At 42.2% G+C, this 15106-nt stretch carries 21 protein-coding genes; 17 read left to right on the plus strand and 4 right to left on the minus strand.

Annotated features, from left to right (window positions below):
- Positions 1-94: 94 nt before the first annotated feature.
- A complete protein-coding gene (locus tag ACXAGV_RS18790; protein ID WP_474874546.1) occupies positions 95-1276 on the minus strand; it encodes a vWA domain-containing protein in 1182 nt (393 codons plus the stop codon).
- The gene (locus ACXAGV_RS18795; RefSeq protein WP_474874547.1) at positions 1276-2112 is read right to left on the minus strand and encodes an AAA family ATPase; all 837 of its coding nucleotides are present in this window, start codon (positions 2110-2112) and stop codon (positions 1276-1278) included. Before ACXAGV_RS18795 ends, ACXAGV_RS18790 begins: the two co-directional genes overlap by 1 nt.
- Before the next feature lie 271 nt (positions 2113-2383).
- On the opposite strand from ACXAGV_RS18795, the gene cysK reads away from it, so the two are divergent.
- The 17 genes from cysK to ACXAGV_RS18880 all read left to right on the plus strand — a co-directional run bounded on the left by cysK (position 2384) and on the right by ACXAGV_RS18880 (position 14178).
- Entirely contained in the window at positions 2384-3349 is a 966-nt protein-coding gene (cysK, locus tag ACXAGV_RS18800; protein WP_474874548.1) for a cysteine synthase A, read from the plus strand.
- Between the two features lie 230 nt (positions 3350-3579).
- On the plus strand, positions 3580-4038 hold the full coding sequence (locus ACXAGV_RS18805) for a nuclear transport factor 2 family protein (RefSeq protein WP_118494447.1): 459 nt from the start codon (positions 3580-3582) through the stop codon (positions 4036-4038).
- A gap of 227 nt (positions 4039-4265) precedes the next feature.
- Entirely contained in the window at positions 4266-4703 is a 438-nt protein-coding gene (locus tag ACXAGV_RS18810) for a hypothetical protein (RefSeq protein ID WP_474806078.1), read from the plus strand.
- A gap of 140 nt (positions 4704-4843) precedes the next feature.
- A complete protein-coding gene (locus tag ACXAGV_RS18815; protein WP_474874549.1) occupies positions 4844-5227 on the plus strand; it encodes a hypothetical protein in 384 nt (127 codons plus the stop codon).
- 949 nt (positions 5228-6176) lie between these two features.
- Positions 6177-6596: a hypothetical protein gene (locus tag ACXAGV_RS18820; protein ID WP_474874550.1), complete on the plus strand. Its 420-nt coding sequence runs from the start codon at positions 6177-6179 to the stop codon at positions 6594-6596.
- Positions 6597-6726: 130 nt separating this feature from the next.
- Entirely contained in the window at positions 6727-7005 is a 279-nt protein-coding gene (locus ACXAGV_RS18825) for a putative quinol monooxygenase (protein ID WP_136781732.1), read from the plus strand.
- A gap of 146 nt (positions 7006-7151) precedes the next feature.
- On the plus strand, positions 7152-7604 hold the full coding sequence (locus ACXAGV_RS18830) for a GNAT family N-acetyltransferase (protein ID WP_474874563.1): 453 nt from the start codon (positions 7152-7154) through the stop codon (positions 7602-7604).
- Between the two features lie 109 nt (positions 7605-7713).
- The gene (locus ACXAGV_RS18835) at positions 7714-8070 is read left to right on the plus strand and encodes a hypothetical protein (protein WP_474874551.1); all 357 of its coding nucleotides are present in this window, start codon (positions 7714-7716) and stop codon (positions 8068-8070) included.
- Between the two features lie 537 nt (positions 8071-8607).
- Complete coding sequence (locus ACXAGV_RS18840; RefSeq protein ID WP_474874552.1) at positions 8608-8907, plus strand: hypothetical protein; 300 nt, start codon at positions 8608-8610, stop codon at positions 8905-8907.
- 964 nt (positions 8908-9871) lie between these two features.
- Positions 9872-10252, plus strand: a complete 381-nt coding sequence (locus ACXAGV_RS18845) for a hypothetical protein (protein ID WP_474874553.1) — start codon at positions 9872-9874, stop codon at positions 10250-10252.
- Positions 10253-10369: 117 nt separating this feature from the next.
- The gene (locus tag ACXAGV_RS18850; RefSeq protein WP_474874554.1) at positions 10370-10849 is read left to right on the plus strand and encodes a hypothetical protein; all 480 of its coding nucleotides are present in this window, start codon (positions 10370-10372) and stop codon (positions 10847-10849) included.
- A gap of 95 nt (positions 10850-10944) precedes the next feature.
- The gene (locus tag ACXAGV_RS18855; protein ID WP_474874555.1) at positions 10945-11418 is read left to right on the plus strand and encodes a hypothetical protein; all 474 of its coding nucleotides are present in this window, start codon (positions 10945-10947) and stop codon (positions 11416-11418) included.
- A gap of 89 nt (positions 11419-11507) precedes the next feature.
- Positions 11508-11816: a hypothetical protein gene (locus tag ACXAGV_RS18860; protein ID WP_474874556.1), complete on the plus strand. Its 309-nt coding sequence runs from the start codon at positions 11508-11510 to the stop codon at positions 11814-11816.
- 127 nt (positions 11817-11943) lie between these two features.
- A complete protein-coding gene (locus ACXAGV_RS18865; protein WP_474874557.1) occupies positions 11944-12258 on the plus strand; it encodes a hypothetical protein in 315 nt (104 codons plus the stop codon).
- A 122-nt stretch (positions 12259-12380) separates the two neighbouring features.
- Positions 12381-12845, plus strand: a complete 465-nt coding sequence (locus ACXAGV_RS18870; RefSeq protein WP_474874558.1) for a hypothetical protein — start codon at positions 12381-12383, stop codon at positions 12843-12845.
- 539 nt (positions 12846-13384) lie between these two features.
- Positions 13385-13822, plus strand: a complete 438-nt coding sequence (locus ACXAGV_RS18875) for a GNAT family N-acetyltransferase (RefSeq protein WP_474874559.1) — start codon at positions 13385-13387, stop codon at positions 13820-13822.
- Positions 13823-13950: 128 nt separating this feature from the next.
- Positions 13951-14178, plus strand: coding sequence for a hypothetical protein (locus ACXAGV_RS18880; protein WP_474874560.1), 228 nt, complete (start codon positions 13951-13953; stop codon positions 14176-14178).
- A 111-nt stretch (positions 14179-14289) separates the two neighbouring features.
- On the opposite strand, the gene ACXAGV_RS18885 is transcribed toward ACXAGV_RS18880, so the two are convergent.
- A complete protein-coding gene (locus ACXAGV_RS18885) occupies positions 14290-14571 on the minus strand; it encodes a type II toxin-antitoxin system RelE/ParE family toxin (RefSeq protein ID WP_474874561.1) in 282 nt (93 codons plus the stop codon).
- Complete coding sequence (locus tag ACXAGV_RS18890) at positions 14568-14852, minus strand: damage-inducible protein J (protein ID WP_474874562.1); 285 nt, start codon at positions 14850-14852, stop codon at positions 14568-14570. The genes ACXAGV_RS18885 and ACXAGV_RS18890 overlap by 4 nt, the downstream gene beginning before the upstream one ends.
- Positions 14853-15106: the final 254 nt, after the last annotated feature.

Below are 15106 nucleotides of genomic sequence, written 5' to 3' on the forward strand. Positions count from 1 at the left end.
TCATTAACGTCGCAATCAGACCCGTTTGTGGTCAGCAAAGCAAGAGCCAACGCAGTATTCGCGTATGCATAAGAGTCTTTAACCCCTATGTGACTTAACGGCTTCTACTAAGCCCTTTAATCGCAGCGGTTAGCCCTTCAAGCGTAAGCCCGTACATTCTGTCTTCCATTATTTCGCGAATAATTTTAATAGACGAATAATACGGCCAATAATTTTCAGGCTGTGGGTTAAGCCATACCGCGTTATTAAAGTGGTTTAACAAACGCTGCATCCATACACTACCTGGCTCTTCATTCCAATGCTCTACACTGCCACCTGGGTAGGTAATTTCATACGGCCCCATGGTTGCATCACCTACAAAAATAACTTTATAGTCTTTCCCGTAGCGGTGAATGATATCCCAAATAGGAATGCGCTCTTTATTGCGACGGAGGTTATCTTTCCACACTTCTTCATACACGCAATTATGAAAGTAAAAGTACTCAAGGTACTTAAACTCGGTCTGCACTGCTGAGAAAAGCTCTTGGGTGCTCTTAACGTGAGGGTCCATAGAGCCTCCCACATCAAAAAACATCAACACTTTTACCGCATTGTGACGCTCTGGTGCCATGTGGATATCGAGTAAACCGCCTTTTTTAGCTGTCTCACCTATGGTTGTTGGCACATCTAGCTGCTCACTGGCGCCGGTGCGAGCAAACTTGCGCAGCTTTCTAAGCGCCACTTTAATGTTACGCGTACCCAGTTCGACATCAGAGCTTAGGTTTTTAAACTCACGCTTATCCCACACTTTAGCCGCCGAGAACTTTCTATTCCCTTTTTGCCCAATTCGCACGCCCTCTGGGTTGTCGCCATACGCGCCAAAAGGCGAGGTGCCGCCCGTACCCACCCATTTGTTTCCACCTTGGTGGCGCTTTTCTTGTTCTTCTAAACGCTTCTTCAAGGTTTCCATCAGTTCGTCGAGCCCGCCCGCTTTACGCAGCGCCTCGCGCTCTTCAGGGCTTAAGTTTTTCTCGATTTCCTTGCGAAGCCATTCTTCAGGAATGTCTTTACCAAACAAGTCGATAGACTCTACGCCTTCGAAATACTCAGCAAACGCCCTATCGAACTTATCGTACTGGGTTTCGTCTTTCACCATAATGGTACGAGACAAGCTGTAGAAAGCTTCGATGTCGGCGTACACCACGTGATGCTCTAACGCTTTCAGTAAATCAAGCAACTCGCGTAGCGTAGTTTTGACCTGATATTTTCGCAGCGTATAAAAAAACTGAATAAGCATTAGCGACGCGCCATAAAGACCAGTTTTTCAAACAGATGGATGTCTTGCTCATTTTTAAGCAATGCGCCGTATAACGGCGGTATAGCTGCTTTACCGTCTTTTGAATGCAGCGCCTCAGGTGGAATATCTTCAGCAACTAAAAGCTTAAGCCAGTCGATAAGTTCAGAGGTAGAAGGTTTTTTCTTAAGCCCTGGTACATCGCGAATTTCAAAGAAAGCTTTTAACGCTTCATCAAGCAGCTTTTTCTTTAAATCTGGGAAATGCACATTGACGATTTCTTGCATTTCGTCTGAGTTAGGGAATTGGATGTAGTGGAAGAAGCAGCGGCGCAAGAAAGCATCTGGCAGCTCTTTTTCGTTGTTCGATGTAATAATAACAATCGGACGCTGCTTCGCGACTACGCGTTCTTGAGTTTCGTATACGAAGAACTCCATCTTATCAAGCTCTAACAGCAAGTCGTTGGGAAACTCAATGTCAGCTTTATCAATTTCATCAATTAATAGTACCGGGCGCTTTTCTGCGCTAAACGCCTCCCACAACTTACCTTTAACGATGTAGTTACTGATATCGTGAACGCGATCATCGCCAAGTTGAGAGTCGCGAAGCCGTGATACTGCATCGTATTCGTACAAACCCTGTTGCGCTTTGGTGGTTGATTTAATGTGCCACTGAATTAATTCGGTGCCTAAACTCTCTGCCAACTCTTCAGCTAGCATGGTTTTACCCGTGCCTGGCTCGCCCTTAATTAGAAGAGGACGCTCTAGCGTGATGGCAGCGTTAACCGCCAGCTGTAAGTCTTTGGTTGCGATATAATTAGACGTGCCACTGAAAGCCATTATTGTTGTACTCCGTATAATTTTTCGTCTTTGCAATTTTAACTATAATATCAAGACCTTCTCACGATTGCCCATAGATATAACATATAGCTAAAAAGCACTTTGCATTTTACTGATTGGGACCAATGATATAGGGGTATGACGAAATCCCCTAATTCAGGCTGTGAATTATTAACTATCACACGCGTTGAATTATTAACTACTAAAAAGGTCGTACAGATCACGACAGACGGGGTTTCCTATAAAATAAGGAACGAGGTAAGGATTTATAATGAACGTATTTGACGACAATTCCCTATCTATTGGCCGCACGCCACTAGTTAAGCTAAATCGCGTAACATCAGGTAATGTATACGCAAAAATTGAATCGCGTAACCCAAGCTTCAGCGTTAAGTGCCGCATTGGCGCAAACATGATTTGGGATGCTGAAAAGCGCGGTGTCCTTACCGAAGGTAAAGAAATTGTAGAGCCTACCAGTGGTAACACGGGTATCGCTTTAGCGTTTGTTGCTGCTTCTCGCGGTTACAAGCTAACGCTAACCATGCCTAGCAGCATGAGCCTTGAGCGTCGCAAACTTCTAAAGGCACTGGGCGCAAACCTTGTTCTTACTGAAGCACCTAAGGGCATGAAAGGTGCCGTTGCTGCTGCACAAGAAATTGTGGCGTCAGACCCAGACAAATTCGTACTGCTTCAGCAATTCGATAACCCGGCCAACCCTGCTATTCACGAAAAAACGACGGGCCCAGAGATTTGGGAAGATACCGACGGTAAAGTTGATGCCTTCGTAGCAGGTGTGGGTACAGGCGGTACTATCACGGGTGTAAGCCGCTACCTTAAGAACACAAAAGGTAAAGCGATCACTTCAATTGCTGTTGAGCCAACAGACTCACCAGTAATTACACAAGCGCTTGCTGGCGAAGAGCTAACCCCTGGTCCACACAAAATTCAGGGTATTGGCGCAGGTTTCATTCCAGGTAACCTGGACTTAGACCTAATTGACGAAGTTGAGCAAGTTACCAACGAAGAATGTATGGACATGGCGCGCAAGCTAATGACCGACGAGGGTATTCTTGCGGGTATTTCTTCTGGTGCAGCCGTTGTTGCTGCTAAGCGTTTTGCTGAACGCCCAGAAAATAAAGACAAAGTGGTTGTAGTACTTCTAGCAAGCGGTACAGAACGTTACCTAAGCAGCCCACTATTTGCCGGTGCGTTTGACGAGCAAGAAGAAGTGCAATAACTGCCTTTCAATTTCAATAATGCTAAAACGAGGCCCGGTGCCTCGTTTTTTTATGCTTCAAATAAAACCTCTTTATAACAACAATTTGTAAAACCCTATCGTCACTTTGCTTTTATACAGTTTTTTGTGAATAATCCGCTTAGCAAACTTCTTGGCAGTCGTTACATTGACTTAGTTAAGATATGAAACTATCAATAAGAAACGGACCTCTTTATATTAAGGTAACCCAGATGAAAACGCGTATGTGGTACGCCCTACTAGGGCTTTTTACAGTTTTGATTTTATCAGCTTGTGGTGAGAAAAAAGAAGGAATTGGGCGGTATGGCATGCTTGACGAAAGCACACCTGAATACACCACAGTTATGTTCCTAAAAAGTGTTTACGAAGACGACAATCTTGACACAGCAATACGCCTATCCAGTGAAAAAATGTCGCGCATACTGACGCGATACCACACCAATAGTAACGTTCAACGACATCTGCTTAATTTAAAGTACGACACTGTAACCGTAACCCCACAAAGTGCAGGTAAGATTGGCAGAAACGAATTTTCAGAGAAATCCACTATTACCGTATTTTTGAGCGGAAACTATAATGGCGACAAAGTAGAAGACCTTCGAAGCCTAGATTTGATAAAAGAAGATGGCGAATGGAAGGTAAACAAAATTCACCCCGATGCCTATTTATAACAAGTAAATCAAACACTGTTTTTATATACAGCCTCGCCAATTTTACGATAAGTAAAAATAAAAAGGATGTTTTCCGGCTTTTAAACTAGGTTACCCTTATTTTTTGTTTAATGTGTTGTTTTAGGGTGATAACTTAAAAAAACACAAAACTGATATACGGATTTATTCCACCCTGCATAAAGGATTTTTTCCGTACACTAAATTGTTATGTGCCAAAAGGAATTTGAATGCACAAGAATAATCAACTAATAATCGCTGGCAGTTTAAGCATCTTAGCTGCGCTACTTCATATCAGTTGTATTTTCGGTGGTCCTGATTGGTATCTCTTTTTTGGCGCTGGTCAACGCATGGCTCAACTAGCAGCTCAGGGTGACCCGTACCCCACAATCGCAACTTTGGTTATTGCTGCAATTCTTACTGGCTGGGGCTTGTATGCTTTTTCTGGTGCGGGCGTCATCGTTAAATTACCACTACTAAAAACTTGTTTGGTTTTAATCACAACCATCTATTTGTTGCGAGGCGTCGCAGGTTTAATTGGTCCATTTTTAACTTCAGACCCTGTGGTACATCAAAATTCAATGACATTCTGGTTAGTAAGCTCAATTGTATGCTGTATCTATGGTACGTTTTATTTATTGGGCACAGTAAAGTTATGGCGGCAATAGAAAGGTTGCTGGCACATAACAAAAAAATTAAGTTCGCCCGCTGCGCGGGCTGGGACGCATACATGCGGGGCGGCTTCGCCATTATGCCCCACATGCCTGCGCCCCTTATTTAAAAGTTATGTCTCAGAAGGAATTGATAAATGCGGTTAATTTTTTTATTACTTCTATTAGTCAATTTTGGCTGTCTTGCCTCATCCTGCATAGTAACCGATGAAATGCGCGAACAGTTCAATTCCAAACATGTCGAAGATGTTACTATTGATACAACTCTTAGAGATTCAAACTTCTCTGTAACTATTAAATTACCAGAGAGCATTGAAGGTCAAAGTTCTTATTCAGTATTGCTGGTATCAGACAGCCTTGAAGAACCAACATTCATCTTCCCTCTAGACTTGTATGAAGAAGATAACCAAACAAAGGCATGGTATGAAATAGATGCGGGGCTTGTGAGAAAGCACTTCGTAGTGGTCAGCTTAAATGACTATTGTGCTCCTAGCATATTCAAGGAAGTTTTTTACCAATGAGACATAACAAAAAAATCAAGTTCGCCCGCTGCGCGGGCTGGGACGCAATCATGTGGGCTGCTCACTTCGTTCGGATTTTAGCCCACATGCCTGCGCCCCTTATTTAAAAGTTATAAGGCGTCAGCCTAAACTCCGTTTGGCTTTAAAAAAAACCCAGTACAACTACCTTCACCTGTTTTCATTAGCGTCGCTCTGGCTTGTGGTAGGTTTAAATCCGCCGCTTTCAATTCAAAGGTGATGTAATAGGCGCTTTATAGCCAAGATATAGTTGAACCTCGCAAGCGCCATTACACTCGATAGCCCAACTGGCGGCTAGCTTCTGTCAAATCAAAACCTTCACTGCACAGTCGTTTTTCTTGTCTGTGTTAACAATCAATCGTATGCTGGCTTCATTAGTTTTTAAAAAGACCAAAGGAACTGGCTCTGCTTATAACAAGGCGCTTAAGACCACTCCCTTCGGTCGCTCGGACGCATTTACGCGGGGCGGCTTCGCCATGATGCCCCACGCAACTGCGCCGCTTAGCTTAATGTTAGGTGACAAGTGGAGAGTCTAAGAACAATTCTTTTTTTATGTGGCGCTTTCTCTTATTTGTATTTTTTATATAAATACGTCAATGCACTCGACCTAGTTTGCAAAGAGTTGAAGTCGCAAGACAATTTAAAGGTTTTTGGCATAACGGTAGAACCGACAAAGTTAATTTTACTTGCAACTCCCAAGCTGACTTTTACGTTGATAAGTCGCTCGTATATGAAAGGTCGTCAAAGTGATTCGAGATTTGTGTGCGCTCATAATTTGGCAAGAAAATACTTTTTAGCTATGGCTTTCTCTGCACTTTCTTCGTTTTTATTGGTAGTTTTGCTCAAGGATGTTTAAGATGTCACCTAACAACTCAATAAACTCACTCACTACGTTCGCTGGGACGCATACACGCAGGGCGGCTTCGCCATTATGCCCCACGTGCCTGCGCCCGTTATTGAAAAGTTATGTTTTTCAGGGGAACAGGTGTACTTAGGTGATTGGGATAAAGCAATAGTAAGGAGCTTGCTGACATCTAGTTTACTGTTGCCAGCGATCTTTCTTATCGGCGCAGATAACTTACAAAGTTCCGAAATCCCTGGATTAATAGCAACTTTTTCGCTCTATATTGGAGTTTTCCTACTGGTATCTATAGCAGGCTGGTTAATTATCGGGTTTCCAGTTCACTGGCTGGCTTGTAAGTACAAAAAAACAAACTATTTGTTTTACATGGTTTTACCAGTTACCTTTTCACTGGTAAGTGGCACTACTAACGGCCCTTGGATACTTGGCGTAATTGCTTCGGTTCAGGCTTTAATATTTCGGTATGTTGTTTTTAAAAACAAAACATAACAAAAAAATCAAGATCGCCCACTGCGCGGGCTGGGACGCAAACATGTGGGCTGCTCACTTCGTTCGGATTTTAGCCCACATGCCTGCGCCCCTTATTTAAAAGTTATACGTTGTTGAAAAGGAAGTCAGTTTGAAAAAAATCATATTATCAGGGTACATTGATGTACCGAATGACCAAATAAAGTTAGTCAAATCTGCGCTACCTAAACACATTGAGCTAACTCAACAAGAGAATGGGTGTTTAACATTTAAAGTCACTCAAAGAACAAATGAACCCAATATTTTTGACGTATACGAAGAGTTCGTTGACAAGGAAGCATTCGAGAAACATCAAAAAAGAGTATCAAACTCCGATTGGGGGATAGCTTCAAAAAATGCACTACGTCACTATGTCATTACAGAGGTTTAGGAGCGCTCGGTGGTAACGTATAACAAAGCGCTTAAGCCACTCCCTTCGGTCGCTCGGACGCATTTACGCGGGGCGGCTTCGCCATTATGCCCCACGCAACTGCGCCGCTTAGTTTAATGTTATACCTAAAAGGAAATTACAGTAAAATGGAAATTTACAGGGCTGATAAAACTAAAATTGAAGCTGCCTCAAAAGTTTTTGATTTATATCGTCAATTTTATGGGCAACCATCAAATTTGAACGCTTCTACTGAATTCTTATCTGAGCGTTTTGAAAAAATGGATTCAAAATTCTTTATTGCACTCAGCTCAGTCGGAGAACCTTTAGGGTTTATTCAACTTTATCCTTCATTTTCATCTGTTGCTATGAAAAAAATGTGGTATTTAAATGACTTATTCGTTGTGCAAAGTGCGAGAGGTAAAGGTGTGGCTAGCGCATTGTTAGATCACGTAAAAACATACGCTAAAGAAAATGACAGCTTCTCTTTAAAATTAGCAACGGCAATTGACAATGTTCCAGCGAAAGCGCTGTATGAAAAACACGGTTATAGTAAAGTAACTGCATTCGACCATTATGTTCTCCGAACAGACACGGTATAACAACCCAATTAACACACTCACTGCGTTCGCTGGGACGCATACACGTGGGGCGGCTGCGCCATTATGCCCCACATGTCTGCGCCCGTTATTGGAAAGTTAGGTGTCAGGGATGAAAACGGTACTACTGTCATTTATTGTCTTCGTATTAGTTGGTTGCACATCAGTTGCCAAACCTACTATCCACCTCCATTCCAACGGAGTAAGCGAAGCAAAGCTTACCAACCTAAGAATCAAATTAGAAAAAAGTGGATATACCGTAGTAAGTAGCAATCAAGACTTCTCTCATTTCTTATTCACGCCACTCATAGTTGTTCCAACGAAATCACGATTCAATACACCAGAGCTTCAGCAACAAATAACCAACACTTTAGGCTCTATCCCAATTGTAAAACGTGGTAACTTTAAAAATCATAAGTATTCGGGCGACCATATTGGCGTGTATCTTCGAGGGAACAATGCCACCTAACAAAAAAATTAAGTCACTCACTGCGTTCGCTGGGACGCATACATGCGGGGCGGCTTCGCCATTATGCCCCACATGCCTGCGCCCCTTATTTAAAAGTTAGGCGTCATTTACTTACAGCATTAAAATGTGGGTTTAACCGTGACATTCCAGCATAAAGGTTGTTTCGCTAGGGAGTCTTTACAGCTTACTTTTTCGGTAGTTTCAACGGCTTTAGCAACGCGCTTTTCATCAACACCGCAACGCCAACATTCACCACCCCTAGTTATCTCTACTCGCTCTTTTATCCAGCATTGGCGTTAACATCTGGCATTTCGAACAGGGTTGTTTTATCTTAAATTCAATAATTTAAACACGCGGTCTATTTGGCTAGTGGTGGCAGCAAAGCTGCGTACGTTCCTTTGTACGCCTAACAAAATGCTGTTGGCACTCCCTTCGGTCGCTGGGACGCTAACACGTGGGCTGACTCACTTCGTTCGGATTTTAGCCCACGTGCTAGCGCCCCAAAGCTTAGCGTTATGTGCTAAAGAGAATGCTTAGATGGATCTATTTTTTGCAAATCTGGTAACAATTGTATTCTTCATTACAGGGTATAAGCTCATCGAAAAAGCAATTTTTCCAATGCCCTCCACTCTGCTGAAAATTGCACTCTATTCCCTTTTGATCTTCGGCTGTTTAGGCATTACTTCGATTCTTTTTGCAATTGCTATCGGACTCTGGTTACCAGATACATACCCAGTCACTTTTTCATACAAAGCGCTGTTTATTTGTCCTATTATTACCATCTATTTTTTATTTAAAATGATGCAAAACAAAAGACTTGTTTCTGCACGCACATAACAAGCGCATTAACACTCGCTGCGCTCGCTAGGGACAAAAACACGTAGGCTCCCTGCGCTTCGCTTGGTATTGTAGCCTACGTATTTTTGCCCGTTATGCGGGCAGTTAGAAGGCGTCAGCCTAAACTGCGTTTGGCTTAATTAAATAATCAGTTCAACTACCCTCACCTGTTTTCGCTAGCATCGCTTTAGCTTTTGGTAGTTTTAATGTCGCCGCTTTAAATCCTGCGGTTGCGCATTAGGCGCTTTGTCGCCAAGTTCTTATTCAACGTCAGCAAGCGCCAATGCGTTTGTTAGCCCAAAGGGCGGCTTGCTTCAGCCAAATCAAAAACATCATCGCACGGTCATTTTGCTTGTTTGCGTTAACAATCAATCGTATGCTAGCTTCGTTAGTTTTTAAAAAGGCCAAAGGAACAGGCTTCCCTTCTAACAAGGCGCTTAAGCCACTCCCTTCGGTCGCTGGGACGCATACACGTGGGCTGCTTCGCATTATAACCCACGCGTCTGCGCCCCTTAGCTTAAAGTTATAAGGCGTCAGCCTAAACTCCGTTTGGCTTTAAAAAAAACCCAGTACAACTACCTTCACCTGTTTTCATTAGCGTCGCTCTGGCTTGTGGTAGGTTTAAATCCGCCGCTTTCAATTCAAAGGTGATGTAATAGGCGCTTTATAGCCAAGATATAGTTGAACCTCGCAAGCGCCATTACACTCGATAGCCCAACTGGCGGCTAGCTTCTGTCAAATCAAAACCTTCACTGCACAGTCGTTTTTCTTGTCTGTGTTAACAATCAATCGTATGCTGGCTTCATTAGTTTTTAAAAAGACCAAAGGAACTGGCTCTGCTTATAACAAGGCGCTTAAGACCACTCCCTTCGGTCGCTCGGACGCATTTACGCGGGGCGGCTTCGCCATGATGCCCCACGCAACTGCGCCGCTTAGCTTAATGTTATGCGTCAAGGACACTTCTATGAGTAACCATGCTCAATATGGGTTTATAGCCATCCTACTGGGTTTATTAATGTGTTTCGCGTACCTTTCTTTCATGCCAAAAGAACAATCGCTCGCAGTGAATACAGTTAATCACGACCGGGTTATTTGTGGATTAGCTACATGTGGACACCATGCGATTACTTTAAAATCTAACACAGTGGTTAACTTAAACGGCGAAGACATTTTACTAAGCGAATTCATTTCTCGCTTGGGTAAAGGACTAGACCACTGTGAGGCTAGAACGCTATTTATTGCAGCAAATCCGGACTTAGACAGCGGGTTGGTAATCGAGCTTTCTAACTTAATCACCGCTAAGATTCCAGACATCAAAATTGGCTGGGGCAGCAATGACGGATAACAACTCAATAAACTCGCTCACTTCGTTCGCTGGGACGCATACACGCAGGGCGGCTTCGCCATTATGCCCTACGTGCCTACGCGCGTTATTGAAAAGTTATGTGCCAGGGGAGTTAACGTGAGAATTATTTTTTTAGCTCTTATACTGTTAAGTGCCAAAGCTTATTCGGAACAAGATAGCCATGATTCATTTACTGTTTCCTCTTTTAGCTTTCAAGAACCATGGGAACACTACAGGGTTTCAATTTTTGGCGATGGTACCACCGTATTAATCATAGAAAACGAATCTGCAACAATTCGCACTTTCAAACTGCCAAACACATTGGAAACGTTTATCGAAGTTTTAGAGTTATTGGACAGGTATCAATTTAGTACCTTTTCGGACAGCTATGGTCTTGAAGAGAATGGCGTAGATCCTCAATGCCAAATTCAAAGAACTCACCATGGAATCAGTATATTGTCACTTCAATATTCAGGGGAGCATAAAACTGTTCGCATAAATCATGGATGTAAGGGTTTTATTAGGGAAGAGGAACTCAACATTTTAACTAAAAGAGCTAAAGACATATTAGGTTTAATGGACTATGTTGGCACATAACAAGTGCATTAACCACTCGCTGCGCTCGCAACGGACACAAACGCAATGCGCCTTCGGCATTATCGCTTTACGTTTGTGCCGGTTATGCAGAAGTTATGCATAAAATGAATTACACCTACTTTTTGAATCAGCTAGAGAAAGATGGATTCGAATTCATCGGCAAAGCCCTTGCGTTTAAAGAGCTTGATAATTGGGTTATTGGGTACATCGGCTTAGGTGGGAGATTTCAACAAGCTGGAACAAAAGCTTTCGTGCTTTGTGCTAGACCCAAAGACTTTGGGTTCATGGATGCTCCTAAAAAGAAATATGCAACTGAACCAATGGAGTATCCATACAAACTGACTCCTGATAGCTTTAATAAAAAACTAGAATATAACTCAGAGCTATTAAGATTCGATCATGGCAGAGTGGAAACAGAGGCAGATTGGTTAAGTGTATACAAAATATTAAACAATGAGCTACCAGAATCACTTAAGAAACTTGGTGTGGCTGGTTTGGTAAAACAACTCAAAAAGCTGAAAGAACCTGGGTACGTAGAAAAAATATGGCTTGGTGAAGAAAATGCCTAACAAGGCCGTAAACTCGGACGTATTTTTCGTTCGCTACGCTCACTACAAATAAGCCGGTTACGGCTGTCGTTATACGTCAAGGAGAGTTCGTGCGTTTAATTATATTGTTACTTGCAGCTACTTCATTTTGCACATTTGCAAATGAGGAAATTACAATTCAAGTAAAAGAGTCAACTTACTCTGTTGGAAACTCAGAGGAAGTGCTAACCAATATCGAATTGGAAAAGCAGCTAGAAGAGTTAGACTTTACTGCGGTAATGCTAGATGTAGACTATTGTGCAGAACCGCTCACTATTGCTAATGCCTATTTAGCTATTGCTAATAGCAAACCATCAGTGACAGATATTAAGCTAAAGTTAAGCGGTAGCCATAAAGAGAGTAAGTGTAAAAACGTATAACAAACAACTATTGGCGCTCACTGCGTTCGCTGGGACACAAACACGTAGGCTCCCTTCGCTTCGCTCCGGATTATAGCCTACGTATTTGTGCCCCAAAGTTGGGTGTTATGTGCCTTGAGGATTTTAGTTGCAATCGAAAACGATAGCTAAGTATTCAATTATATCAATCACGTTTTTACTTGGACTTTATCTATTTATTGACCAAGTGTTTATACGTGGTCGTTTAATTGAAACTTATCAAGGTGAAGTTGTTTCAGTGTGGGACAACACAGGCATTTCGGGTCGAAATAAGCCCAACATATACCAAGCCTCAGTAAGATTGAATAATGGTAATGTAGTAAACATTGTTTGCCAGCGTCCGTGTATAGTTGGCCAAAAACTAAAAGTCGAAAAGTTTATGCCTTTGATAGGTTGGACTGAAAATTATTACAGCGGCACATAACAAAAAAATTAAGCCTCTCACTTCGTTCGCTGGGACGCATACACGCAGGGCGGCTTCGCCATTATGCCCCACGTGCCTGCGCCCCTTATTTAAAAGTTATGCACTCTAAGGAGATATAGAGTTTGGATTCAAAGTTTTTAAAAGTATTTAAGTTCCTGTTACTTATTCCGCTGATATCGTCTTTTTACTGGTCAAGTAAATGGATTGATAATCAAAAGTTATCTTCGTTAGTTGTTCTATTGTGTGGCATCTGTATACCCGCTGCATGGAAAGCTTCTACTATGGTTCCTAATTTCACCCTTAAAGGTCTGGCTTCTAGAACACCAGTTTGGTTGGCGCTAGTTTTAATTCCATTTCTACTTTTGATCCCTCTTGGTTTTCAAACTCAACTTTTAGAGGCATATAATTCTTGGCTAGGGTTATTAAGGTCAACTACTTTAGCTGAGTTTAAAGCCGAATATTTATTGCAGTTATTCGAATTTGGTTTTCCTTTAATTCTTGGCGGATCATACCTCCTATTTGTGTTGCTAGCTTTTCAGGTATTTTCAAAAAGAGTAGTGGACTACTTTTTTGACGAAGATGCATAACAAAAAAATGTTGTTCGGCCAACAAGTTGGCCTGGGACGCTTACTCGCTGGCTTCGCCCATACGCTCGCAAGCGCCCCAAATTTTAAACGTTATATGCCTAAGGGACTCATGTGACTACTATCTATTTTATAGTTGGTTTTACTTGTCTACACTTGGTCTTAGCATTTGTTAATGCTATTGGTATCAGAGGAGCGTTTTTTAAAAAACAAAGCTCCATGACCCTTTGCTTAATAATTAATTGGCTAATCCCCATCGTCGGACCAACCATTACATACTTTATTGTTAGAAGTTCTTTTTCTAACACGTCGCCGGGCACACCCGTTACAGACCAATCCGGAAGTAACGGATTATACACGGGGGCTGAAGGACGAAGCGATGATTGATTTTATGCCCGTTAGCTTGGTTATTTTGAAACGGCATATAACAACCCAATCAACACACTCACTTCGTTCGCTGGGACGCATACACGCGGGGCGGCTTCGCCATTATGCCCCACATGTCTGCGCCCGTTATTGGAAAGTTAGAACTCAGGATAAACATGCAAATTTCATTGGAAGAAATAAACAAGAAAAACTATGAGTCGGTCTGTGACCTTGATGTCACTGAAGTTCAGGAAGATTATGTAGCGTGCAACATGTGGTCACTAGTTGAGTCATTTTATAACGAAGGTCACACATGTAAGGCCATTTACTTCAACGATGAACCCGTTGGTTTCTTCATGTGGGTCAAAGAATCAGTTTCAAAAGTATCAATTTGGCGATTTATGGTTGATAAGAAACATCAGAACCAAGGAATAGGACGGAAAGCTTTAACGCTGGCAATCGAGGCTATAAAGCAAACTCCCGGCATCAAAGAAATCGAAATATGCTATAACCCTAATAACCCAGTCGCTAAAGATTTCTATTCCAGCTTTGGGTTTCAAGAAGTCTGCTTGGATGAAGACGGTGACGATATGCTAGCTCTTATCCAGCTATGAATTCTAACAACCTGCTGTAGCCGCTCGCGGGCTCGCTGGGACACAAACACGACGGCTGTGTCACTTCGTTCCGATTATAGCCGCCGTATTTGTGCCCCTAAGCAGGGCGTTAGGTTTACGGATACCAAATGAGATTTCCTCACTATCGTTTTTCAATTTTTCTTCTTGTACATGGCTTTGCTTTAGCTATCGTCGGGCTCTTTCAAGATGAGACCAAAAATATTGCTTTAATGCTTTTGGGAGGTTGTTTTATGATGATTTTTGGGGCCTTCAAATATTGGATTGCAAAACAAACTGATCCAGACAAAGTAGATTTATTAGATGGCATGTCTTCTCAAAGCCGGAAAAGTAAGTAAACCTAACAAACGCATTAACACTCGCTTCGCTCGCGGGGGACAAATACACGTAGGCTCCCCTCGCTTTGCTCGGTATTTTAGCCTACGTATATTTGCCCGTTATGCGGGCCGTTAGTTGCCTACGGGAAATTTTTGCTTTTGGTGTAGAACTCGAAGAATGTGAATAATGTCGTCTTTTATGAAATATGAAACAATCATTGAAACCTCTGGAATTATTAACAGTCTTCCCGATATACCCTCTCTCTCCACTCCCATAAAAGGTTGCTGGTTCAAGTTTTCAACTTTCTTCTCAATTATTGCATCAGTTTTTTCTGCTGCTAATGGGTTAAATTCGTATAAAAACTCGAAAATAGCCTCACGATCGTCCAGCGAACTTTTTTCCCATAAGATCATTTTTTGGCTTTATTCCTAATTTTCATTTTTCGAGCTTCCATGTCCAAGTTCGCTTCTTCATGACTGACAAACTTGCTTTGCCCACTCTCTAATTTACTGAACGCAGCATTAACCTCTTCAGTAAGCCACTGATCATGTGCAATTATTTTTCGTTGCTGTTCAGCGAGTTCTTCCGTAAGCTCTCTACAAGCGTCACTTAAAGTGCGTCCTTGGCTTTCGGCCATTATCTGAGCTAGCCGTTTAGTTTCTTCATCTACTCTAAACTGAATACGGGTATCCATGATAAACTCCTTATGAAATGTACGTACAAATGTTAGCACATCTGTTGAATTTACGGCAATTAACAAGCGCATAAACTCAGTCGCTGGCGCTCCTTGGGACAAAAACACGTAGGCTCGCTGCGCTTCGCTTAGTATTGTAGCCCGTTATGCGGGCGTTAGGCATAGGACTTACCCAAACTTAGTGGACATCTCCTATAGTTAGATAAGAGGTGACTTATGGCTAATAAAAAGAAGGTTCATGCTTATACTGAAGA

It is taken from the genome of Alteromonas sp. ABH4_453 (genome assembly GCF_056160665.1).

What these genes read in the sequence shown, in the direction of transcription:
- ACXAGV_RS18790 (WP_474874546.1), bottom strand. Translation starts at nt 1,276, where the DNA reads ATGCTTATTCAGTTTTTTTATACGCTGCGAAAATATCAGGTCAAAACT.
- ACXAGV_RS18795 (WP_474874547.1), bottom strand. Translation starts at nt 2,112, where the DNA reads ATGGCTTTCAGTGGCACGTCTAATTATATCGCAACCAAAGACTTACAG.
- cysK (WP_474874548.1), top strand. Translation starts at nt 2,384, where the DNA reads ATGAACGTATTTGACGACAATTCCCTATCTATTGGCCGCACGCCACTA.
- ACXAGV_RS18805 (WP_118494447.1), top strand. Translation starts at nt 3,580, where the DNA reads ATGAAAACGCGTATGTGGTACGCCCTACTAGGGCTTTTTACAGTTTTG.
- ACXAGV_RS18810 (WP_474806078.1), top strand. Translation starts at nt 4,266, where the DNA reads ATGCACAAGAATAATCAACTAATAATCGCTGGCAGTTTAAGCATCTTA.
- ACXAGV_RS18815 (WP_474874549.1), top strand. Translation starts at nt 4,844, where the DNA reads ATGCGGTTAATTTTTTTATTACTTCTATTAGTCAATTTTGGCTGTCTT.
- ACXAGV_RS18820 (WP_474874550.1), top strand. Translation starts at nt 6,177, where the DNA reads ATGCCCCACGTGCCTGCGCCCGTTATTGAAAAGTTATGTTTTTCAGGG.
- ACXAGV_RS18830 (WP_474874563.1), top strand. Translation starts at nt 7,152, where the DNA reads ATGGAAATTTACAGGGCTGATAAAACTAAAATTGAAGCTGCCTCAAAA.
- ACXAGV_RS18835 (WP_474874551.1), top strand. Translation starts at nt 7,714, where the DNA reads ATGAAAACGGTACTACTGTCATTTATTGTCTTCGTATTAGTTGGTTGC.
- ACXAGV_RS18840 (WP_474874552.1), top strand. Translation starts at nt 8,608, where the DNA reads ATGGATCTATTTTTTGCAAATCTGGTAACAATTGTATTCTTCATTACA.
- ACXAGV_RS18845 (WP_474874553.1), top strand. Translation starts at nt 9,872, where the DNA reads ATGAGTAACCATGCTCAATATGGGTTTATAGCCATCCTACTGGGTTTA.
- ACXAGV_RS18855 (WP_474874555.1), top strand. Translation starts at nt 10,945, where the DNA reads ATGCATAAAATGAATTACACCTACTTTTTGAATCAGCTAGAGAAAGAT.
- ACXAGV_RS18875 (WP_474874559.1), top strand. Translation starts at nt 13,385, where the DNA reads ATGCAAATTTCATTGGAAGAAATAAACAAGAAAAACTATGAGTCGGTC.
- ACXAGV_RS18880 (WP_474874560.1), top strand. Translation starts at nt 13,951, where the DNA reads ATGAGATTTCCTCACTATCGTTTTTCAATTTTTCTTCTTGTACATGGC.
- ACXAGV_RS18885 (WP_474874561.1), bottom strand. Translation starts at nt 14,571, where the DNA reads ATGATCTTATGGGAAAAAAGTTCGCTGGACGATCGTGAGGCTATTTTC.
- ACXAGV_RS18890 (WP_474874562.1), bottom strand. Translation starts at nt 14,852, where the DNA reads ATGGATACCCGTATTCAGTTTAGAGTAGATGAAGAAACTAAACGGCTA.